Genomic DNA, 21105 nt, shown 5'->3' on the forward strand with positions numbered 1-21105 from the left:
GATTTGCGATGCGAACCCGCACTGTTTCGATCCAGTGGGCAGAGGTTTTTCTGCGGCAAATCATGATGTACTCGCAGGCTCGCATCTATCGCTGAGCGATGTTGGCCTTTTACAGGGTCCGTACGTTCCGCCAAAGGGTTGCTGCATAGAGCAACGCCGCCGCGGATCGTACGTAGGGGCGACGTCGGTCACGTTATTGCTTGTCGAGCGCCTTCTCGACAGCATCCAGTTCGTCGAGCATCCAGGCCTGATAAGTTTTGCCGGCTGGCGCTGTTTCTGTAACGCCAACGACTGGCACCCCGGCCTCGATGGCGAGGTCCCGCATGCGTTTCGCTGCGCCACCACTCGCCTGACTGTTATAGATCAGGAGCTTCACGCGGTGGTTCTTGAGATCGTCCTCGAAAGCGGCCGTATCGGACGCTGTCGGTTCCGTGTCGTTCATCACGGCAAGTTGAAAACGATCGTTGCGCATAACGAGACCCAGCGCCTGCGCCATATAACCGAAGACGGGTTCGGTGGCGGTAACAGGCGTACCCGCATACCTTGCCTTGATGGACTGAATGCGCTGATTGACGGGCGCCAAGGCCGCAAGGAAAGTATCAAGGTTTTTCGTATAGTCAGCCGCGTGAGAGGGGTCGCGCCTCTTTAGCGACGACGCCAGTTGCTTGGCGTACGTGGGTATGGCGCTCGGATCGTACCAAAGATGGGGGTTGTCCCCGCTTCGCTTTTGCAACAGTTGCCCGACCACTAATGTCTGCCGGTTGGCCGCTTTCGATGCTGACAGGAGTTTGTCCATCCATGGATCGTAATCCGCGCCGTTATAAACGACTATTTTAGCGTTGGCGAGCGAGCGACCCACGCTCGGACTCGCCTCGAAAAGATGAGGATCCTGATCGGGGTTGCTTAGGATGCTGACCACCTCAACGTGTGATCCACCGATCTGGCGCGCGACGTCGCCGTAAAAATTTTCGGCCGCGACGATCTTGATTGGCGACGCTGCCGCTGCATGGAACGACAGACACGCTGCGGCTGCGGCAATGGCATTTGAGATGCACTTCATTGGCTTCACTATGGCCCTCCAAGGCTAAGTTGAGGATATACATAGTCGCTTGGGCGACTTTGTTTGCTTCGTCGGTGAACCACCACGCCGTGACGCGACGTCGACGGGTGCGGCGTCGCTCTTCAATTCCGCGAACAGGTCAGGCGTGCCACGCGGCGGACGAGGCGATCGAGCACGAGCCGCTCAAAGCGAGTGGGTGTTGAACGTCGTCGGATCGTGTGCACGTCGCAAATGTTTGCGGCGATAGCAAACCTGGTATTCATGATTTCGCGGATCACCGCCCGCAAGCACTTTCACTTCTTTGCACTCCATGAGCGGCAGCCTCTGCAGATGCCATTCACCTCGGTGTGCTCGCCGGTCACGTCATAGCCGGCCCCGTTCGCGGCTGCGCTGAGGGCACGCTCCAACTCCAAATTCTCCAGCGCCTCCACGGCGCCGCAGTGCGTGCAGATGAGGAAGACGGTGTGCGTAGATCCGGTGATACAAGGGGGCGGCACGACGAAGGTGTTGGTGGCCGAAAGGCGCTTGACCATGCCTATCTCCATCAGGTACTCGAGTGTGCGATAGACCGGCGGCGGTGAAGGCCGGCGACCGATGCTGGGCAGATCGTTGATCAATTCATAGGCCGATGCGTGTCCTCCGCGATTGCGCAACAGCCCAGGGACCTGCCGCCGCAACGCCGTCACGCGTTGGCCGTGCCTGATCGAGCGCACCTTGAGTTCCTCGAACACTCCATCACGTCGATCACCGATGGTCCTCTACCAATGTATGTTTACCGTGCTTAAGCAATGATATAACATTGCGTTGGCGAACAGGTACATTCTGTCGTGAATCCGAGCTGGCGGCGTCCGCATTATGCAACGATATATTGTTGCGTGTGTCTCGCGGTGGGCATCAGTAAAAAAATATTCGAACAAAGACCGTGAAAAAAGACCTGACACGCTTCCCCAGACGAGCCCTGCGGCTGTCGCCGCTTTCATTGGCCTGGATTGCGCTCGTGGCGCAGGCGCAGCAACAAGATGCGACTGCGGGTTCGACTGCTGTGCCTGGCGGAGCGCTCGCGCCCGTTTTCGTGACGGCCAATCCGCTGGGTGACGCCGATCTGATCGCACCCGCCACGGCGCTGTACGGCGACGAGTTGACGCGCAGACAAACGAACTCGCTGGGCGAGACGCTCAATGGCCTGCCCGGCGTATCCACGACGACCTATGGACCGATGGTCGGTCGGCCGATCATCCGCGGCATGGACGGCGATCGCATCCGCCTTCTGCAGAACGGCGTGGCGGCATGGGACGCCTCGTCGCTCTCGTATGACCACGCCGTGCCGCAGGAACCGCTGACCATCGAGCGCGTCGAGATCGTGCGCGGGCCGGCGGCGCTGCTGTATGGCGGCAACGCCATTGGCGGGGTGGTCAATACGATCGACAACCGTATTCCGCGCGAGCCCATCAAGGGCGTGGACGGCGCGGTCGACGCGAGCTATGGCGGCGCAAACAACGCGCGTGCCGGCGAAGCCATGGTGGAAGGCGGCAACGGGCAATTCGCCTTTCACGTCGATGCCTTCGACCGGGAGACTAGCAAGGAGCGCATTCCCGGCTTTGCGCATTCGGACCGCCAGCGCGCGCTCGACGGACCGGACGCCGACGAGGCCTACGGCAGCATCCCGAACAGCGACGGCCGCTGGCACGGCGGTGCGGTCGGCGGCGCCTACACCTGGGCCGATGGCTATACGGGCCTGTCGTACAACGGCTACGAAGCGAACTACGGTTCGGTCGCGGAGGACGATGTGCGACTGCGCATGCATCAGGATCACGTCGCGCTCGCGTCTGAAGTGCGCAATCTGCAAGGCCCGTTCTCGCAGCTGAAGTTTGACTTCGGTTATACGGACTACGAGCATCGGGAAATCGACAACGGCGAGACGAGCACGACCTTCCGCAACCACGGGTATGAAGCGCGTCTCGAAGCGCGGCATCGCAAGATCGGTCCGTTCGAAGGCGCAATCGGCGTCCAGATCAGTCAGAACACGTTCTCTGCGCTGGGCGATGAGGCGCTCGTGCCGACCACGCAGACGACCAACGTCGCGCTGTTCGGGCTGGAGGAGTGGAATGTCACCGATGCGCTCAAGCTGAGCGCGGGTGCACGCTATGAACACGTGAAGCAGGATCCCACGGCAGCCGGCAACGACAAGTTCGCAAGCGCGGCCGATCGCGACTTCAACGCGGTCAGCGCCTCGCTCGGGGCGCTGTACAAGCTGGCGCCTGCGTGGTCGGTGGCGGGCAACATCGCTTATACGGAGCGCGCGCCCGCGCTCTACGAACTGTTCGCCAACGGACCGCACGACGCGACCGGTCAATACCTGATTGGCAATCCGGATGCGCAGAAGGAGAAGGCCGTGTCGGCCGACCTGTCGCTGCGTTTCGCAAGCGGGCCGAACAAGGGGAGCATCGGCGCGTTCTACAGCCGCTTTCGAAACTACCTGACCGAGTACAACACTGGCCGCCTGGTCAACGACGATGACGAAGTCGTGCCTCCCGGCACCAACGATGCCCTGAATGAAGCGGTCTATCGCGGCGTGCGCGCGGAGTTCTACGGCATCGAGCTCGATGGCAAGTGGCGCGTGTACGAGCACGGCGCGCACAAGATCGACGTATCGCTGGTCGGCGACTACACGCATGCGCGCGACATGGACACGGGCCAGCCGCTGCCGCGCATCTCGCCGCTGCGTGCGACGCTCGCCGTCGACTACGGCTATGGGCCCTTCGGCGCGCGTGCGGAAATGGAGCATGCGTGGGCCCAGCATCGCGTGCCCCAAGACGATCTGCCGACCGCCAGCTATACGAGGCTCGGCCTGATGCTCACCTACAAGTTCCACGTCGGCACGACCCACTGGCTCGCCTACGTGCGCGGCGACAACCTGACGAACCAGGACATCCGCTATGCGAGTTCGGTCGTGCGCGATATCGCACCCGAGGGCGGCCGCAGCGTGATGGTCGGCTTGCGCACGACCTTCTAGCGTGAGGCAATGGCGCGTGCATCGTCCGGCGCACGCGAGGTCTGACAGCAAGGAGCAACTTATGGACTCACGACTGCCGGTCACCGTTCTCTCCGGCTTCCTCGGCGCGGGCAAGACCACGCTGCTCAATCACATTCTCAATAATCGCGAAGGGCGGCGTGTCGCGGTGATCGTCAACGACATGAGCGAGGTCAACATCGACGCGGCGCTCGTGCGCGACGGTGGCGCGCAGCTCTCCCGTACCGACGAAAAGCTCGTCGAAATGAGCAATGGCTGTATCTGTTGCACGCTGCGCGAGGACCTGCTGCTCGAAGTGAACCGGCTCGCGCAGGCAGGACGCTTCGACCAGCTCGTGATCGAATTGACGGGCATCTCCGAGCCGCTGCCAGTGGCCGAGACTTTTACCTTCGCCGATGAGGGCGGCAAGAGCCTTTCAGACGTTGCGCGTCTCGATACGATGGTAACGGTCGTTGACGCCTTCAATTTTCTGCGCGACTACAGCTCACAGGAAAGCCTGCAGTCGCGCGGCGAATCGCTCGGGGACGGAGACCATCGCACGGTCGTCGATCTGCTGATCGAGCAGGTCGAGTTCTGCGATGTCATCGTGCTCAACAAGATCGACCTCGTCGACGACACAGCAGGCAAGCGCCTGATGGCGATTCTGCGCGGCCTCAATTCGCGCGCTCGCATCGAAGTGTCGGAGTTCGGACGCGTGCCGCTCGACCGCGTGCTGGACACCAAGCTGTTCGACTTCGAGGCAGCGGCGCAAGCGCCCGGATGGCTCAGGGAGATGCGTGGAGAGCACAGGCCGGAAACGGAGGAATACGGCATCGGCAGCTTCGCGTGGCGCGCGCGGCGTCCGATGCATCCGCAGCGCTTCTGGGATCTGATCAACGGCGAATGGCCCGGCGTGGTGCGCTCGAAAGGCTTCTTCTGGCTCGCGAGCCGGCCGACTCACGCGGGATCGTGGTCGCAGGCCGGCGCGGTGTGCCGTCACGGCGCGGCCGGCCTGTGGTGGGCGGCGGTGCCGAAGGAGCATTGGCCGACGGATCCCGAGTCGCTCCAGTTCATCGAGCGCGAATGGGATCCGAAGGTCGGGGACGCGCGTCAGGAAATCGTCTTGATCGGCATCGACATGGACGAGGCCGATTTGCGGCTGCGTCTGAACGCGTGCCTTCTGACAGATACGGAGATGGCCGAAGGTCCCGCTGGCTGGCGCAATTTCGCTGACCCATTTCCGGCTTGGGGCGATACCGTGCCCGCGGAACGGGAAGAGGTGTGAGTTGCACGGCGCGGCTGCCGATGTCCAGCCGGAAGGCGGATCGCGCACGATGGCTGACCTTGCGAAGGTTGACTCTTGATACGGAGGTAAGATGGACCGGATTCCTGTGACCTTGCTGACAGGCTTTCTCGGCAGCGGCAAGACGACTGTATTGAACCGGCTCGTGCAGCAGTCGGAAATGGTGGATACGCTGGTGCTGATCAACGAATTTGGCGAGGTAGGACTCGACCATCTGCTCGTCACGCATAGTCGCGAGGACATCATCATGGAGATGAGCAGCGGCTGCCTTTGCTGCACGATCCGAGGCGACCTGGTGCGCACCCTCAAGGAGATCCTGGATGCGGTCGAAAAGCACGAACAGCGGCGCTTCGGCCGGGTCGTGATCGAAACAACCGGACTGGCCGATCCGGTTCCCATCGTTCATACGCTCGCCTCACATGCGGAGCTGAAGGATCGGTACCGATTCGACGGCGTGGTGACCACTATCGACGCCCGCAACGGCGAGGCCACGTTCGACGCTCATATCGAAGCGGTCAAGCAGGCGGCGATGGCCGACAAGCTGCTCGTCACAAAGACGGATCTCGTGCCGCCGGATGTCTTGATGCGCCTCAGCGGGAGATTAGGCGCAATCAACCCGGCAGCGGAGGTGATACACGTCAGTCACGGAGAGTTGGCAGCGCACCGCATGCTCGATCTCGGACTTTTCACCACGGATGGCAAGATCTCAGACGTGCAACGCTGGCTCGCTGAAGAACGCTATCGCGATAGCGATAGCGAGCACGATCACCATGCTCACGACGAGCATGGACATGAAGAACATCCCTCGCACGATCACGGTGATCAGCAGCACCGCCATAACCGCCGCCAGAACGATGTCAATCGGCATGACGATCAGATACGCGCGTTCTGTTTTACGGTAGACGAGCCAATCCCGCAAGCGGTGCTCACGGAATGGCTCGATATACTTCTGTCGTTGATGGGGCCTTCGATGCTGCGCATCAAGGGCATATTGAACGTCGAGGGCGTGGAGCAGCCGGTCGTCATTCACGGCGTTCAGCATGTTTTTCACCCGCCGGTGATGCTTGATGGGTGGCCTTCCGACGATCGGCGTTCGAAGCTTGTCTTCATCACTCGCTCGATCGGGCGCGAGACCATTGTGCAGAGTTTTCAGATCTTCAGGGAGGCGGGTGGAATTCGCAGTCAGCGGGACCATTCCGCATAATTCCTCTGACGTCAAGGCGGCGAGAAGTTGGTCGCGCAGATCGCGCAACGACGTACTTGTCGCGTCACGAGTGCCGACGCATCCAAGACACTGCAGGTCTAGGCGATCGACATGTGCGACGTTCGAGGAGCGGCCGGCGATGGTGCGCGAACATGGCGTGACGCATTGCACCGGTCCCATACTGCTGGAAACCCCTGGCTCAAAGTCTGAATACTTGCCGGGAGCGGCGTGTACATTGCTAACAGTTGATATTGAACAATGGAGGTGAAAATTGAAGCTCAAACGACTGGCGGTAGGTACGGTAATCATTGTTTCAGCCGGGGTTTCTTCGGTGTTTGCAGACACGCCAGGCCCCGACTGGATGTCCAAAGAGGAGGCTCTGCAGAAACTTTCGGCCCAAGGCTATGCAAACGCCTACCTGAAGGCTGATGATGGCCATTGGGAGGGCGAAGCGACCAAAGGCGGCAGAATCTACGAGTTGCATGTCGATCCTCGCACTGGCATGGTCACCAAAAGCGAACCCAAACACTAAAAAGTGCAATCCAGGAGGCGCCGATCTGACATTCCGACGTCCGGCCCCTTCTGCCGCGCGCGCCGCGGACGAGTTGGCGCGTTCAATTCGCGCAGACGCTGGCTCAGCTCCGAGAGTTCGACTGCAGCGTTGTCCGATAGCACTTCCGATGTCGAGGCGAGGCATTCGCTGCCGGAAGCGGCGTCGATGGTCGGTTTGTATCTTCGCGGTGTAGCGGGCGGACTTTTCGCTACCTCGCGCGATCGGAAGGCAATCAGCAATGCACTTTCCTGCGCATTCGGCGGCATTGCTTGCCGCTCTAATTCGCGCAGGGCAGGGCAGGGCAGGGCGTCAAGTTGCTCGCCGCAGACACGAATAGTCCATTCCGACTAGCAGAAGGATCATCGTGAGTCTGGCACAAGCGAGCGCGAGAAGGCGACATGCGCAGTTCCTCGGGCCGTATGTTTGAGGTGTCACAGCCGTTCGTCGCATGCGCTCGGTACAGCGAATGGTAGTCGCCTGCTCTGCGAAGGGCTAGCTGTGCCGCCAGCAGGCCGATGAGAACTCGCATGCAACTACCAGCGAGCGTTGAACGTGTTGCACAACTCGTCGATCGTGGACTGATCGAGCGGGGCCGGTCGCGGCGTCGTCATGAGCCACAGGCGCGCCGTTTCTTCGAGTTCCTCGAGCGCATATGAAGCGTGCGAGACGCTGCGTTCCCACACGACCGGCCCCAGCCGTTCGAGCAATACGGCCCGCACGGACGCCGCGCGCTCGGCGATTTCGGCGGCCACTTGAGGATCGCCCGGACGCCGGTATCGCACGAGCGGAACATGGCCGACCTTCATCACGTAGTACGGTGAGATCGGCGGCAGTATGTCTTCCTCGCTCCACACGCCCGCAAGCGTCAACGCGACGAGCGAGCTCGAGTGCGTATGGACGATGCCGCGCGTTTCGGAGTTGCCTTCGTAAATACGGCGATGCAACTCCAACGTCTTCGATGGCCGCGCGCCCGATACGTGCCGCCCCTGCGCATCGACCTTCGCGATATCCGCGGGATCAAGCCGGCCGAGACAGGCGTCGGTTGGCGTGATGAGCCAGCCGTCGTCGCAGCGCGCGCTGACGTTGCCCGCACTGCCCACGGTGTAGCCGCACGCGTAGAGACTCGCGCCGATCGTGCAGATTTCCTCGTGCAGTTTCGCGTCGCTGTGTGCGCTGATCATGACCTGGCTCACGAACGTTCTCCATCAATAAAGCGCAGCGCCTTCGCGAAGAAATCGCGCGCGCCGAAGTTGCCCGACTTGAGCGCGAGGGCAAGCGACGTTTCGCCCAGCGCGACGGTGACGGGCACGCCCGGATCGATCGGCGCTCCGATCAGCAGCTTGTCGACGCCGAGCGCCTGTACGACCGCGCCCGAAGTCTCCCCGCTCGCCACTACGAACTTGCACACGCCGCGCGCCGTCGCCTCGCGTGCGATGGCGGCGAGCGCAACCTCGACGAGCTTGCCCGCAACCCCACGCCGAGTTTGCGCTAAACCGACACGACTTCATCGGGCGCGGCGGTCGCATAGATCAGGACCGGCTCTTCCGCATGGGTATCGATGAACGCGAGCGCTGCTTCGACGACGGCTTCGCCACGCGCCAGCGCGCGCGGATCGGCGCGAAACGCCGGGCGCGCGGCGATCCATTCGGCGACCTGTGCGTTGGTCGCCTTCGACGCACTGCCCGCCAGCACGAGCGCCGCGCCTGAGACGGCCGGCAAATCCGCCGCCTGCTTGTTCGGCTCGATGAGTCCCGCGCGGCGGAAGTTCTCCGGCAGGCCGATGGCGACAGCCGAACCGCCCGTGACGAGCGCAATCCGGCGCAGGCTTCGCCCAGCGTGCGCAGTTCGGCGTCGGTGAGCGCGTCCGCGATTGCGAGGCGGCACGCCGTCCGCCCGCAGACGCGCGATCGCTTCGCGTACCGCGTCCTCGCCCGCCGCGACCGTCGCGCTCGCAACAGGCCGACTGTCGACTTCGATTGACGCTGCGGGACGCGCACGAGATTGGGATCGCCCATCGGCGTCAGCGGATGGTTCTCCATGCCCGATTCCCTGAGCAGCGTGTCGCTGACGAACAGGTGTCCGCGATACACCGTGCGCCCGTTCTCCGGAAACGCTGGACAGGCGATGGCGAAATCGCCGCGCGCGCCGGCGGCGAGCGCGTCGAGTAGCGCTTCGGCGACGGGGCCGATGTTGATCGCCCGATGATCTTGCTCGACAACATTGTTCAAATACTTGCTCTGGCGAATTTTGATCGGTGTTTGCCGCTCCGCGTTGAGAGCCTCCAGCGCGGCCATGTTCGCACCGCTTTTATCGATTGTCACCGTCTCGGGCTCGCCGATTTGGTCGACTGCCTTTTCGAAGTAACGTCTCGCCGCGGCCTTGTCACGATGGGCACGCAACAGAAAATCCACCGTATTCCCCTCCTGCCCATGAAGCACTGCGCAACCTGTGGCGTGCCCGTGAAGATGCCGTGAACATGCGACTCAAGGCCCGTCAACAACTCAAGGCGTTCCTGCTGCTCCAGGGACGCATCTATCCAGGCAAGACGGCGTGGAGCCGCATGCATCTGCGCTGGCTCGCCGATCAAGAACGGGAACCGTCGATGTTGGATTCTTTGCCCGGAACGGACCTTTTTGATGCTCTGCATCGTATAGGTTCACGCGAACGAACTCCACCTGCGAGCCCATTCCTTTCTCTGCCAGCACGATGCGAATGCGAGCCGGGTTGGGGAAACCTTCAATGTCATGGATCTTCACTTATGCTGCCTTCAATCGTTTATGTGTTGGAGAAAAGATCATTGCGCTGCCCGTATTGCGCACCGGTACTGCTTTAACTTGGCAACTGGCTCATGAGCGCGTCGGCCGTTACCCGGGTTGGTTCAGGAATGCGGTTACGTCTCTCAAAAACAGATCGGGGTATTGGTAGAGCGATCCGTGATTCGAGTCCGGGTAGATGATCAACTGGGCATCCGGCAGGTTCTGCTGCAGAGTGTAAGAGTTGATCGTGTAGTGGACGATGTCGTTGCTGCCGGAGACCACGAGGATGGGTTGTTTGATCGCATGGAGATAGGCGGTGGAGTCCTCGCTCGGTACGCCCCACGCTGAAAACGCAGCAACCTGGGCGGGCGCCACCCTTGCGCTGATGGCAGCATCACGATCTGCCTTTCGTGCGTGGATTCGTGTCAGAAACGCGCGCCCGGCAGCTTGCGATGCATCCGACTTAGTGAAGAAGACGTCGAGCAACAGGTCCTGCTGCGGCGTGCGCTTCTTCGCGAGAACGGCCTGGAACTCCGGTGTCAGCGTAGCCATGCCCGCGCCGCCTCGCGGGCCGCTCCCCACCAGCACTACGCGACGGACCAGATCGGGCTGTTCGACAGCCACTTCCTGCGCGATGAGGCTTCCCATCGAGAAACCGAGTAGATCGGCTCTTGTGACGCCAAGTGCGCGAATGAAGGCGATCCCCTCCCTTGCCATCGCTTCGATCGTGGTGGGCACTTCGCCATCCGAACTGCCGACGCCGGCGTTGTCGAAAAGAATCACGTCACGGTCACGCGCGAAGCCATCGATGATTTTCGGGTCCCAGCCATCCAGGTTGCCCACGAAGTGCTGGAAGAACACCAGCGGAATACCGCCGCGTTTTCCGAATCGACGATAGGCGATCCGCGTGCCGTCGACATTGATGAACCGGGTGGGTGCTGTCTGGAAGGTGGTCGAGTTACCGTTCACCGGCGCGGTCCTGCCGCTTGCTGCATTCGCGGGCATCAGGTAGAAAGCCGCCGCGAGAACGGACACAGTAAGGCTCAAGCGAAGGCCGGAGGTTTTGCTGAAATGCTTCATGGTGGTTTTCCTGTCATGGTGGGATTTCAATGCAACGATCGGAGTCAGCGGACGCAATGCCCTGAGTATGCGAGGGGGCGCGGGGTCAGGCGGACTCTTCGCTGGAAAAGTCCGGACGCAATGACTTTCACGAAAGATCCGCTTCGATCAGGACTGCGGCTCGTCCGGTTTGCAGCCGATCCGATCTGGCCGCGGCCAGCACACCCAGTTGTCCCGTGAAAGCAAGGACGCAAAGTCCCGCGGATAACAACGGCAATTGCGCGAGACGAAAGCCTGCGCCGAGCGCGATGCCGCCGAGTGCCGCCCCAGCCGCGCTGCCAAGATAGTGAGCTGAACTCTGCAGCGCCACCACGACGCTTCCCTTGTCGGGATGCAACGTAAGCAGCCGATGTTGCTGGGGCGCTTGTGAAGACCAGGCTGCAACACCCCATACCCCGAAGAGTGCGAATGCTGAAGCCTGATGTGACATCGCTTTTTCCATCGACATGAACACGACGAACATGAGTACGAGGACGACCGACATGAGCCATTCCGGACGTCCGGTGGCGTCGATAAGCGTGCCGCAAAGATAGACACCGATAACCCCGCCGAGGCTCCCCATCCAGAGGTAAGGGAGCGGGTCGGGAAGGCGCGTGGTCGCATGCATCAGCGGCGCGATAAAGGTGTACAGTCCGATTGATGCGGCGGACGTGACAAACGAGACACCAATAGTCGCAGCGACGCGTGGGTCCACAAGCACGGCAATGCGTTGGGGAAACGACGGCGGCGATGCGGCGGCAACTCATCGGCATCAGCAATTCGACGCCCGCAAACGCGAGTAACCCGAGCATCGCAATCAACCACATCGCGCTTCTCCAGCCGAAATGTCTCGCGAGAACGAGACCCCCCGGCACGCCGACAGCCGTTCCCAGTGCGAGTCCGCCGACGACTAGTCCGAGCGCCCGCCCGCGTCGTGTGAGGGAAACCACGCTCGCAGCGGCGCTGAACGCAATCGGACTATAGAGTCCTGCGCCCACTCCGGCCGCCGCGCGTGACAGCAGCAGTGTGGAAAGCCCGGTAGCCGTCGCGCTCAGCACGTCCGCCAATGTGAACAGGACGAGCCCCGCGCCGAGCACCAGCCGGACAGGCCTGCGGGCGGTCAGCGCACCGAAAAGCGGCGCTGTAATGGCGTAGCAGGCGGTGAAAATCGTGGCCGTCTGCCCTGCAACCGAGGCTGGAACATTGGAGCGCGAACCTATGCCGGGCAGCAGGCCTGCCATGATGTAGGCATCAATCCCGAGTGCAAACGTGCCGAGACAAAGCGGAAGAATGTTGAACAATCGGACTCCAAGAAAACGCTGACTGCGGGGCCGAAGACATCCCCGACGAAGCGACTTCGGGTTTGCCACGAAGGTGTCGGCGGTCGTGCAAAATGTATCAGGGGTACCTGCCGCCGGGAATCCGGCAAGATTTCACCTTGCTTGTGAGAATTTGCACCGATGTTCGACTGGAACGACATGAGGCATTTCATAGCTTTGGCGGAGGCCGGCACGTTGTCGGGCGCGGCCCGGGCGATGAAGGTGGACCACGCTACCGTCGCGCGGCACATTGCGGCGCTCGAGCACGCGTTGGGCGAAAGACTGGTAGACCGGCTCGCGAGACGGTGGCAGTTGACGGAGGCGGGCCGCGAAGTGGCTAGCGCGGCTGAAGGTATGCTGGCACAGGCCCATGCGCTGGAAAGAGGAGTGCGGGCGCGAAAAACGACGGCACGCGCGAAGGTAACGGTGAGTGCGCCGCCTTCCCTCGCGGGCGCCTTCCTCGCGTTGCGCATGGCAGAGTTGGGCTTGCGGCATCCCGAACTCGATCTGGTTCTGCTAGGCAACCAGTCCTTCATCTCGCTAGGTCGCCAGGAGGCGGACATTGCAGTGCGCCTGTCCAGACCGACTGAAATGACCAATGTCGCGCGTAGGGTAGGCAGGATGGCCTATCGTCTGTACGCGGCACCAGGCTATACCGAACTGCCCGGCGAAGCATGGCAATTCATTGCTTACGACTCGTCGCTCGATCATGTACCCGAACAGGAATGGCTGTACCGCTTTGCCGACGGCCGCCGGATTCGATTCAGGAGCAATGATTTGACGAGCCAGCTTGCCGCGGCACGCATGGGTTTGGGCATCGCCGTATTGCCGCGCTTTTTCGCCGAGGCCGACAAAGGTGTGCTGGCTCTGCACACGGAAGAAAAGCTGTGGCGTGACATCTATCTCGCGGCTCACTCCGATACACGACGAAATGCGGCTATACGCGTGGTGATGGATCTAATCGCCGAAAAGCTCGCCGACGAATTCGTCGGGCACGCGTAATCAAATGGGTGGCTGGCTATCCGGGCGCTGTCCGGCCGACGGGTAGGTCTCGGTGACGAGACCGCGGTGCTCGTCGCCTCGAGCTCCGGCCGGAGCACGTTACGGTCCAAAGCAAGATCGAGTCGGTCGCATCGCCGAACTCACACCGTGGATCGTTGTCGGTCGGTCCCGTACCGCAGCCTGACAATCACCATCTCGCGTCAAGACGTTGCTGGGGCAACGCTTACGTTTGAGTGTGCTGAGATCAACCTGGTCCGTCGCTGGCTGCGGCTAGGAGCGGCACGATCAAATCGCTGACCGGGCTGGGGATTCCGTGTGCTTGGCCACATCGCTGTATGACCCCATTTCGGGTATCCCATTCGAGAGGTCGTCTAGCCTGCCGGTCGGCGAGGATCGATGTGCCGAGCTCGGCCGGTGCGCATTTGAATGCATCGACGATCTCTTGGATGACCTCGTTCAGATAAGCGATCGAAAGGGTTTCGATATCGGACCGGGAGTACATGCCGGCGCGGCGGCCCGTCAGGACCATCAATCCGGCAACTGCGTTCTGAAGCAGTTTTCGCCACGCGGCACTTGTGAAATCTTCGGTCACTTCCACGGAACAGCGGGTATCGCGCAACGCCGCGAGAACGATTCGAGCGGCCGGCGTGTCCGGCAAGGTGAGCTTTGGCTTCGCACGCAGCCATACCGATGCATCCGATTCGCGTTGAGCAGGAAACCAGACCGCCGAGGGCAGAACCTGATCTCGCGACAGGTAAGGCGCGAAGAGCGTCTTCTGCTCGACGCCGTTCTGCAACACACAAGCCACGGTCTTCTCACTGCACAACGCGGACAGCCACTTCGACGCGGCTTCGACCTGCGTGGTCTTCACCGCGACGAATACGAGATCGAACGTCGTTTCGATGTCGGCGGGATCGGTCCGCACGGGTCCCGGCACGCGAATCCGGCCGCCTTCGAATCGCAGCTCCAAATGGTCGTGTGCCGTGCGGCCGAATAGCGCCGGTGTACGGTCTGCTTCGTGAAGCGCGGCCGCCACCGTGGTGCCGATTGCGCCAGGGCCCACGAGGGCGATCGTTGGAGGGGCGGTCATCGGCATAGGCTTCCTGGTTCGATAGGCGTCGTACTTGGCAAGCTCACGTCGTGCTCAGATGACGACGAAGCGCAAGCGCTACTGGAAAGATGGCCAGCGCAGTAGCGGCGGTCGCAATCGTCGCGCCGTGCACGCCGATCCGATCGCCCAGCAGTCCGTACGCAACCGGAGCGAGTGCTCCCGAGGCGATCGTGCCGGTGTAGAAAAGCGCGAACGCTCGCTCGGTGCGGCAGACTGGCGTAAGTTCGGGCACCGTGCCGTAAAGCACCGACGACGTGCCATTGAGCATCACGCCGAGCAGCGGCAACAGGGTCATCACGGGCGCGAGCGGCAGCCAGATCACGGCGAGAATCAGCAGCGCGGTGGCGCCTTCGGTGGTGAACACCGTACCGAGCACACCGACGCGCGCACCAAGCCAGCCGCAAGCGAACTTGCCCGCTGCGCCGCCGATGAAGACCAGCGCCAGCGCCGTACCCATCATTTGCGGGGAGATGCCTTTCGAGCGCAGAAGAAACGGCAGGAAGGTGAGCAATCCCATCCGCACGGCGGTATCGAGCACGCCGATCGAGAACAGCAGCGAGAATCCCGTTCGCGAGCCCGTCGTGGTGTCGCTCGCCGTCGCTTCGGCTGCCGACTCGCTTTCGCGAACCGAAGGGAGAAAAAGTGCTATGACCAGCGCTACTATGATGCCGATGGTCGACATCGCCCAAAGCGCATGACGCCACGGCATGAAAGTGATGAGCAGCGATACGGCTGTTGGTAGCGCGGACTTGCCGAGATCGCCCGCGAAGTTATAGACGCTGAGCGGCGCGCGGGCGTTGCGTCCGTATGCACGCGACACGGCCCCCGACGCCAGGGGATGCTGCGTACTCGATCCGCAACCCGAGACGGCAAGCGCGACGCATAGACCCAGCAAGGAGCCGGACATGCCCGCGAGGGCATAGCCCAGGCCTGCGAGTAACGTGCCGATTGCGAGCGTCGCGCGCGTCCCCACAATGCGCGCCAGACTGCCGGCAGGCACTTGCAGCGTCGCCATGGTGCCCGCGTAGATGCCGCGCAAGAGCGCGAGCGCTCCGTAACCGAGCCCAAAATCCGCCTGCCATGTCGGCAACAACGCATAGATCATGTCCGTGTAGCCGTCGTGCAGTGCGTGTGCCGTACAAGCAAGCCACAAAACACGTGTGCGTTGCCCAGAGCGGACCGGATCGGGCTGATTGGCTGCGCTCGTCGCCGGCGCGGGGAGGAAAGTCGCATGCGTTGAACCAGGGCGCGCGAGTGTGATTCACGCCGCGCATATCGTTGCAAGGCAGTCCAAATCCTACGGTCGCTCCGACTGTGCAACAACTGACTTAAAAATTGAGCCAGACGGGAGAAAAAGTCACCTATGAGTACGGACGAGCGCGCGACAACGGATACCGAAAAATTGCCCCCTTTGAATGCCTTGCGGTACTTCCAAGCGGTGGCCCGTCTCGGCAGCTTCGCGGCTGCAGCGAACGAACTTCACGTCACGCATTGGGCTGTGGGCAAGCAAATCCGCATGCTGGAAGACTGGTTCGGCGTTCCCTTATTCGAACGGCGTGCGCGCGGCGTTGTGCCCACCGACGAGGGTACAACGCTGCTCGGCGATGTCAACGGTGCGTTTGCGCGCCTGAGCAGTTCGGTGGGTCGGCTACGTCGCGAATCGATTGCGCGTCGTATCAAGGGTGTCGTGCGCGTGAATGCGCTGGCGAGCTTCGCACTTTGCTGGCTCATTCCCCGTCTGGCGGAGTTTCAGGCGCGTTATCCCGAGGTGGATGTGCGGCTCTCAACCACCTCGCGCCGATTGCGCTATGTCAGCGATGCATTCGACATCGGCGTGCGTTCTGGACCTGAGGAAGCGGCAGGCGTCAGAACGTCGATTCTCATGCCTGACTTGCGTTTGCCCGCTTGCAGTCCGAAGTTATTGGTCAGTCATCCGGTTGGAACGGTCAACGATTTGCGCAATCACATGCTTCTGCACTCGACGAGTACTCGTACAGCCTGGTCTGAATGGTTGCGGGAGGCAGGCGAGCCGAACATGCAGGGCGCGCGTCATCTCCACTTCGATCACGTGTTTCTGCAGTTAGCGGCGGCGACAGAAGGTCTCGGCGTGACCTTGGCGTCGTTGTCCCTCATCGAGCGCGAGATCGCCACGGGGCGGCTCGTGTGTCCGTTTCCGGGGCCCGTATGGCGCGGGCCGGATTACACCTTGGTCACCAATGCTGATCGTGCAGACGATGAAGCGGTAAAAGCTTTCAGGAAGTGGATATTTGCCGCGGCGAAAGTCAGTTCGGCGGCTACTGTTCGGTGGACACGACACGAGAGAATAAGAGTTTGAATGCTGCCTTGAGCCATCAAGAGGCGACGGCGTAAGCGCACGGACGACGAAGGATACGAAGTCGCCGTCCGTATGGTCGAGTTCAGGCCAGCGTCAATGCGCTCGTGAGGTCGCCGAGCGGCGGAAGTCCATTCTGCGCGAATGCGCGGTCCCGTGCTGCGACGCCGTCAAGAGCCGGAAGGCCATGAACGCGCGAAATGAAACGCAGAATTGAGTTGGTGTCGCTGACCGTGTGATCCACGTAGCCCCGCTTCGCGTATGGCGAAATGATCAGCGCAGGGATACGTGAGCCCGGGCCCCACCGGTCGCCTTTCGGAGGCGATACGTGATCCCACCATCCACCGTTCTCGTCGTGGGTCATGATGATGACGGTGTTCTCCCATTGGGGGCCGTTTTGAATATGGTCGATCACATTGGCAATGTGCCGATCGCCCGATTCTACGTCGGCGTACCCGGCATGCATGTTCAGATTGCCCTGTGGCTTATAGAAGGTCACAGCGGGTAGCCGCCCGGCGTCGATGTCGGCAATGAAGTGATTCGTCGAGGGATCATCGCCCAATCCGGCGTCACGGATATGGCGTGCGCGGGCATCGGTCCCTGGCGCGTAACGGGCGAAGAAATTGAACGGCTGGTGGTGATATTGGAAATCCGGAATCTGTCCCGTATCCTGATGTTCGAGCGCGTACTGCCAGGCGCCTGAGTACCATATCCAGTCGATGCCTTTTTCTGACAGGCGGTCGCCAATGGTGGCGTAGTGCTGCGGTGGCAACACGCGCGGATTGGACGGATCGGCGCGCGTCGGATCTCCACCTTGTGCAGAACGCACATTGCTGGGCTGGTAAGGCGGCGACATCGTGTTGACCGCGTAGCCATCGGCCGTATAGAGCCCATCTAGTTCGAATTTTGGAGGTCCTTGAAGTGCAGAGCGTGGGCAGTCTGCAGCCAGCTTGAGTCGACTGCCGGTCGGATCATCACCCTCTACGACGGATACGAGGTGTTTGACGGGGCTGTTTTGAATGTCGGGGTAGTAGGGGGCCTGAGCCGAGATCAGGAAGATGTGGTTCAACCATGAGCCGCCAAAGGCCGACATGAAGAAGTTGTCGCACAAGGTGTATTGCTGCGCCAAGGTCCACAGGCGCAGGCTGTCGGCGGAGTTGCGGTAGTGGCCCATGACCAGGCCGCCTGAATCGGCCCATGCTGCAAACTGGTTGTTGCGCCCGGCGGCAATCTGCATTTGGTTCTGATAGAACTTGTGCCACAGATCGCGCGTGATCACGCTGTTGGGCAACGGATTGCCCTGAGCGTCTGGGATCCTGAACGGCCTGTTCGGCAGACCGTCGATTGCCCGTTCGCTGATCATGTAGCGCTTGCCGCCAATCTCCTGCGCTTGCGGTACCAGTCCACCCCAGATGCGCGGCAGGCGCGGTAAGGGCGTCTTGCCGTCGCGATCCAGTTGGCGGAATCGGTCGACGGGAACGTCATCGAGCGGCTGTTGCACGCCCGGAAAGTTGCCGTACAGATTCGAGAAGCTGCGGTTTTCCGCGTAAATGACGACGATATGCTTGACCTTGGCACGCAACGCTGCATCGAGCTCCCGATCTGCCGCGGTCCTCGGCACGGTACCCACGCTATCCGAACCGTCGGGTGTTCGGCAACCCGCAAGTGCAAGCCCTACGCCAACGGCCGCAAATCCGCTTAATACGCGACGACGGTCCGGACTGTCGGGAAGGTCAGTCTGCGGCGCGATGTTGCCCGCGCTGTTGTCGTGTAGGGCATTGTGATTGTCGCGATCAGTATCTTTCATCGAACCTGTCTCCTTGTTGTTATGGATAAACTGTGTTCGTAGATGCCGTTGCACGGGCACGACTCTAGTACTGCGTGGCAAACGATTGCTGAGAAAGTGGTGCAGTTTGAGTCGTTTGTGTCAGTCGAGGCATCCGGCCGGACCCAAGAAATCGAAAGTGAAGTAGCGGTAGTCGTGGGAGCCAACTGACCTCAAAAGGCCCGAACGATTGACGTCGGGCTAAGGTGCGAATCCGACGCAAGGATCAACAGAGTAGATCGTCGACCATACGCTGCGCGGCAAGGACGCCGCCGTTCAGTGCGTCGTTTCGGCTGGCGAATGCGCGACCGCCTGGCTCACCTAAGCGGAGGGTCGAGAAACGGGAGAGGGCAGTGCCTGGCTCAAAGATCCGAACGACGGCCACGTAGCCCGGCCGGCTGTGACACGCGGAGCGTTGTACCTGATCTTCGATTGCGATTTGAAGGGAAAAGCCGTTGTATTCGTATAACTGGGGCATAACACGCCTCCGTTTCGGTAGCTCGGCACAGGCGGAGTGTTCCTGAGCGAAGCGTTCGCGCGCACTCGCTCGCGATCATCCCGTTGACCGCGGGTGACAGGCGAGTCGACGGCTCGCTGCAAGCTGGCGGGATTGTGGCATGAGAGCAGTCGTAACATTGGAAAGATTGGCTCTTTTGAATTTAGAGTGGGGTGTGCCAGGAACGCGGGCATCAGTCGACCGATGTTTGCGGAGCTTTACCAAAGATGAAGGAAGGCCCTTCGGAGTCGGCTTGCAGGAGCAGGCTCCAAACCGCCACAAGCTGCGTGGGTAAAGAGCCCGCGTGGTGAGCGTTGTTGGAAAAGGCAGAGAATACTCTGTCAGGTAAGAGTCAAAGAGACGAACGTGAGTGAACCGCTGATGACGTGTCGATAATTTCACGAACCGATGTCAAAACCGGAGAGCCCACTTGCTCCGGGACAAGATTGGGCGATGCCTGCTGACGGCCCAATCGGCATCCGGCATAAAGGCGGCGTGACTTTGATTCGGGCTTTGGTAAGGAACTTGGGAACCTGTCGTCCTGATGCGAAGGGAGAAATCCAAGCGGAAGGCCTCCGCAAGGATGAGAGTACCGATGCAGGGCACAGGGGCGGAGACGCCCGTAGTAGGGTTGAAGGTTCTGTAATGGGACCGGACTGAAGGGGCGTCATCGTCCGGCGTTATCTCGTCGGCAACTTGAAAGAGGAGGACCGGGGTGAATAACGCAAAGCCGTTTTGTATTTCCAAGCGAGAGGTGTGGGAGGCGTATAAGCAAGTGAAGGCCAACCGCGGGGCGGCGGGTGTGGACCGGCAGTCGATGGCGGAATTCGAGGCGGATCTGAAGCACAATCTGTATCGAATCTGGAATCGGATGTCGTCTGGCAGCTACCTTCCGCCGCCGGTCTTGCGGGTTGACATACCTAAGGACGGGGGTGCGGGTACGAGACCGTTGGGCATACCGACGATTTCAGATCGCATCGCCCAGACGGTGGTCAAACGATATCTGGAACCGCTTGTGGAGCCGATGTTCCACCACGATTCGTACGGGTATCGTCCTGGACGGTCGGCGCATCAGGCGCTCGAAGTGGCCCGGCAGCGATGCTGGAACCATGACTGGGTGCTGGACCTCGACATCAAGAATTTCTTTGGTAGTATTGATGGGAACTCATGATGCGAGCGGTGCGCTGCCATACGACCTGTGCGTGGGTGTTGTTGTATATCGAGCGCTGGCTCAAGGCGCCCGTGCACATGCCGGACGGGACCGTAGTGAAACCGGATAAGGGCACCCCGCAGGGTGGTGTCGTTAGTCCGGTGCTGGCGAATCTGTTTCTTCACTATGCGTTCGACCGGTGGATGCAAAAGTCCTATCCGGACGTGCCGTTCGAGCGATACGCTGATGACGCCATTTGTCACTGCAAGAGCGAAGCGCAGGCTCGTCGGCTCAAGCAGGAACTGGAGGCGCGGCTTGCGGAGTGCAAGCTGGATCTGCATCCAGAAAAGACTAAAATCGTGTACTGCAAGCAGGCCAACAGGCGTGCCGACTATCCGATCTGTCAGTTCGACTTCCTGGGCTATACGTTTAGACCGCGAAGTGTCATGAACCGGATGGGTAAGCTGTCCGTAGGCTTCACTCCGGCCGTAAGCAACAAGGCAGCCCGAGCGATGCGTCAGGAGCTGCGCCGCAAGGGGCTGTTGCGTCGTTACGATCTGGATCTGAATGACCTGGCGGACCAAACACGCCCGATCCTGCGAGGTTGGATGCAGTACTACGGGCGGTTCACTCGCTCTGCGCTCGGCAAGGCACTGCGTGCGGTCGATGATGCACTGGTGCACTGGGCGCAACGGAAATACAAGTCTCTCCAGCGCCGTAAGGCACGAGCATGGGCATGGCTGGCGGGAGTCAAATCTCGCCAGCCCGGCCTGTTCGCCCACTGGGGTATAGAGGCAACGGTTGGGCGATAGGAGCCGGATGAATCGAGAGATTCACGTCCGGATCTGTGAGAGCGTGAGGGTGCGATTCCCTTGCGCTACTCGAC

Annotated in this window: 18 protein-coding genes and 5 pseudogenes; 9 read left to right on the top strand and 14 right to left on the bottom strand. The window is 61.2% G+C overall.

Features of this window, described 5'->3' with window-relative positions; all coding sequences use genetic code 11:
* Positions 1 to 193 precede the first annotated feature (193 nt).
* Together NCS28_RS32015 and NCS28_RS32020 are read right to left on the bottom strand one after the other, a co-directional pair.
* On the bottom strand, positions 194 to 1060 hold the full coding sequence (locus NCS28_RS32015) for a metal ABC transporter solute-binding protein, Zn/Mn family (protein ID WP_250517817.1): 867 nt from the start codon (positions 1058 to 1060) through the stop codon (positions 194 to 196).
* Between the two features lie 293 nt (positions 1061 to 1353).
* Complete coding sequence (locus NCS28_RS32020; RefSeq protein ID WP_250517787.1) at positions 1354 to 1791, bottom strand: Fur family transcriptional regulator; 438 nt, start codon at positions 1789 to 1791, stop codon at positions 1354 to 1356.
* 191 nt (positions 1792 to 1982) lie between these two features.
* Between NCS28_RS32020 and NCS28_RS32025 the strand changes: the two genes are divergently transcribed.
* From NCS28_RS32025 to NCS28_RS32040, 4 genes are all read left to right on the top strand, one after another.
* Positions 1983 to 4073: a TonB-dependent receptor gene (locus tag NCS28_RS32025; RefSeq protein ID WP_250517788.1), complete on the top strand. Its 2091-nt coding sequence runs from the start codon at positions 1983 to 1985 to the stop codon at positions 4071 to 4073.
* Between the two features lie 61 nt (positions 4074 to 4134).
* The gene (gene zigA / locus NCS28_RS32030) at positions 4135 to 5355 is read left to right on the top strand and encodes a zinc metallochaperone GTPase ZigA (protein ID WP_250517789.1); all 1221 of its coding nucleotides are present in this window, start codon (positions 4135 to 4137) and stop codon (positions 5353 to 5355) included.
* Between the two features lie 91 nt (positions 5356 to 5446).
* Positions 5447 to 6577, top strand: a complete 1131-nt coding sequence (locus NCS28_RS32035; RefSeq protein WP_250517790.1) for a CobW family GTP-binding protein — start codon at positions 5447 to 5449, stop codon at positions 6575 to 6577.
* 271 nt (positions 6578 to 6848) lie between these two features.
* Positions 6849 to 7109 (top strand): PepSY domain-containing protein, encoded by a 261-nt coding sequence (locus NCS28_RS32040; protein WP_250517791.1) that lies wholly within the window; start codon positions 6849 to 6851, stop codon positions 7107 to 7109.
* A gap of 554 nt (positions 7110 to 7663) precedes the next feature.
* On the opposite strand, the gene otnC is transcribed toward NCS28_RS32040, so the two are convergent.
* The 5 genes and pseudogenes from otnC to NCS28_RS32065 form a co-directional block, all read right to left on the bottom strand.
* Positions 7664 to 8311 carry a 3-oxo-tetronate 4-phosphate decarboxylase gene (gene otnC, locus NCS28_RS32045; protein ID WP_250517818.1) on the bottom strand — a complete coding sequence of 216 codons (648 nt, stop codon included), beginning with the start codon at positions 8309 to 8311 and terminating at the stop codon, positions 7664 to 7666.
* Between the two features lie 8 nt (positions 8312 to 8319).
* Positions 8320 to 8565: a nucleotide-binding domain containing protein gene (locus NCS28_RS32050; RefSeq protein WP_250517819.1), complete on the bottom strand. Its 246-nt coding sequence runs from the start codon at positions 8563 to 8565 to the stop codon at positions 8320 to 8322.
* A 53-nt stretch (positions 8566 to 8618) separates the two neighbouring features.
* Entirely contained in the window at positions 8619 to 9014 is a 396-nt protein-coding gene (locus NCS28_RS33470; RefSeq protein WP_350029836.1) for a nucleotide-binding domain containing protein, read from the bottom strand.
* Positions 8972 to 9325, bottom strand: a pseudogene (locus NCS28_RS32060) (four-carbon acid sugar kinase family protein); the annotation flags it as partial. The gene NCS28_RS33470 and the pseudogene NCS28_RS32060, both read right to left, overlap by 43 nt.
* Positions 9323 to 9550 (bottom strand): annotated as a pseudogene (locus NCS28_RS32065) (DDE-type integrase/transposase/recombinase); the annotation flags it as partial. The pseudogenes NCS28_RS32060 and NCS28_RS32065, both read right to left, overlap by 3 nt.
* Before the next feature lie 5 nt (positions 9551 to 9555).
* Between NCS28_RS32065 and NCS28_RS32070 the strand changes: the two are divergent.
* Positions 9556 to 9717 (top strand): annotated as a pseudogene (locus NCS28_RS32070) (IS110-like element ISCARN28 family transposase); the annotation flags it as partial.
* A 55-nt stretch (positions 9718 to 9772) separates the two neighbouring features.
* On the opposite strand, the pseudogene NCS28_RS32075 reads toward NCS28_RS32070, so the two are convergent.
* From NCS28_RS32075 to NCS28_RS33475, 4 genes and pseudogenes are all read right to left on the bottom strand, one after another.
* Positions 9773 to 9817: pseudogene (locus NCS28_RS32075) on the bottom strand (hypothetical protein); the annotation flags it as partial.
* Positions 9818 to 9994: 177 nt separating this feature from the next.
* A complete protein-coding gene (locus NCS28_RS32080) occupies positions 9995 to 10966 on the bottom strand; it encodes an alpha/beta fold hydrolase (protein WP_250517793.1) in 972 nt (323 codons plus the stop codon).
* A gap of 127 nt (positions 10967 to 11093) precedes the next feature.
* Complete coding sequence (locus tag NCS28_RS32085) at positions 11094 to 11612, bottom strand: hypothetical protein (protein ID WP_250517794.1); 519 nt, start codon at positions 11610 to 11612, stop codon at positions 11094 to 11096.
* A gap of 217 nt (positions 11613 to 11829) precedes the next feature.
* Positions 11830 to 12225: pseudogene (locus NCS28_RS33475) on the bottom strand (MFS transporter); the annotation flags it as partial.
* Between the two features lie 219 nt (positions 12226 to 12444).
* Here NCS28_RS33475 and NCS28_RS32090 point away from each other — a divergent pair.
* Positions 12445 to 13305 (top strand): LysR family transcriptional regulator, encoded by an 861-nt coding sequence (locus tag NCS28_RS32090; protein ID WP_250517795.1) that lies wholly within the window; start codon positions 12445 to 12447, stop codon positions 13303 to 13305.
* Between the two features lie 244 nt (positions 13306 to 13549).
* On the opposite strand, the gene NCS28_RS32095 is transcribed toward NCS28_RS32090, so the two are convergent.
* Positions 13550 to 14401, bottom strand: coding sequence for an oxidoreductase (locus tag NCS28_RS32095; RefSeq protein WP_250517796.1), 852 nt, complete (start codon positions 14399 to 14401; stop codon positions 13550 to 13552).
* Positions 14402 to 14438: 37 nt separating this feature from the next.
* A complete protein-coding gene (locus NCS28_RS32100; protein ID WP_250517797.1) occupies positions 14439 to 15521 on the bottom strand; it encodes an MFS transporter in 1083 nt (360 codons plus the stop codon).
* A 258-nt stretch (positions 15522 to 15779) separates the two neighbouring features.
* Between NCS28_RS32100 and NCS28_RS32105 the strand changes: the two genes are divergently transcribed.
* On the top strand, positions 15780 to 16751 hold the full coding sequence (locus tag NCS28_RS32105) for a LysR substrate-binding domain-containing protein (RefSeq protein ID WP_250517798.1): 972 nt from the start codon (positions 15780 to 15782) through the stop codon (positions 16749 to 16751).
* 82 nt (positions 16752 to 16833) lie between these two features.
* On the opposite strand, the gene NCS28_RS32110 is transcribed toward NCS28_RS32105, so the two are convergent.
* On the bottom strand, positions 16834 to 18555 hold the full coding sequence (locus tag NCS28_RS32110; RefSeq protein ID WP_250517799.1) for an acid phosphatase: 1722 nt from the start codon (positions 18553 to 18555) through the stop codon (positions 16834 to 16836).
* 1229 nt (positions 18556 to 19784) lie between these two features.
* Here NCS28_RS32110 and NCS28_RS32115 point away from each other — a divergent pair.
* The gene (locus NCS28_RS32115) at positions 19785 to 20240 is read left to right on the top strand and encodes a reverse transcriptase domain-containing protein (protein ID WP_250517800.1); all 456 of its coding nucleotides are present in this window, start codon (positions 19785 to 19787) and stop codon (positions 20238 to 20240) included.
* A complete protein-coding gene (locus NCS28_RS32120; RefSeq protein ID WP_250517801.1) occupies positions 20237 to 21031 on the top strand; it encodes a reverse transcriptase domain-containing protein in 795 nt (264 codons plus the stop codon). The genes NCS28_RS32115 and NCS28_RS32120 overlap by 4 nt, the downstream gene beginning before the upstream one ends.
* Positions 21032 to 21105 lie beyond the last annotated feature (74 nt).

Source organism: Caballeronia sp. INDeC2 (genome assembly GCF_023631325.1).
Classification (GTDB): Bacteria; Pseudomonadota; Gammaproteobacteria; order Burkholderiales; family Burkholderiaceae; genus Caballeronia.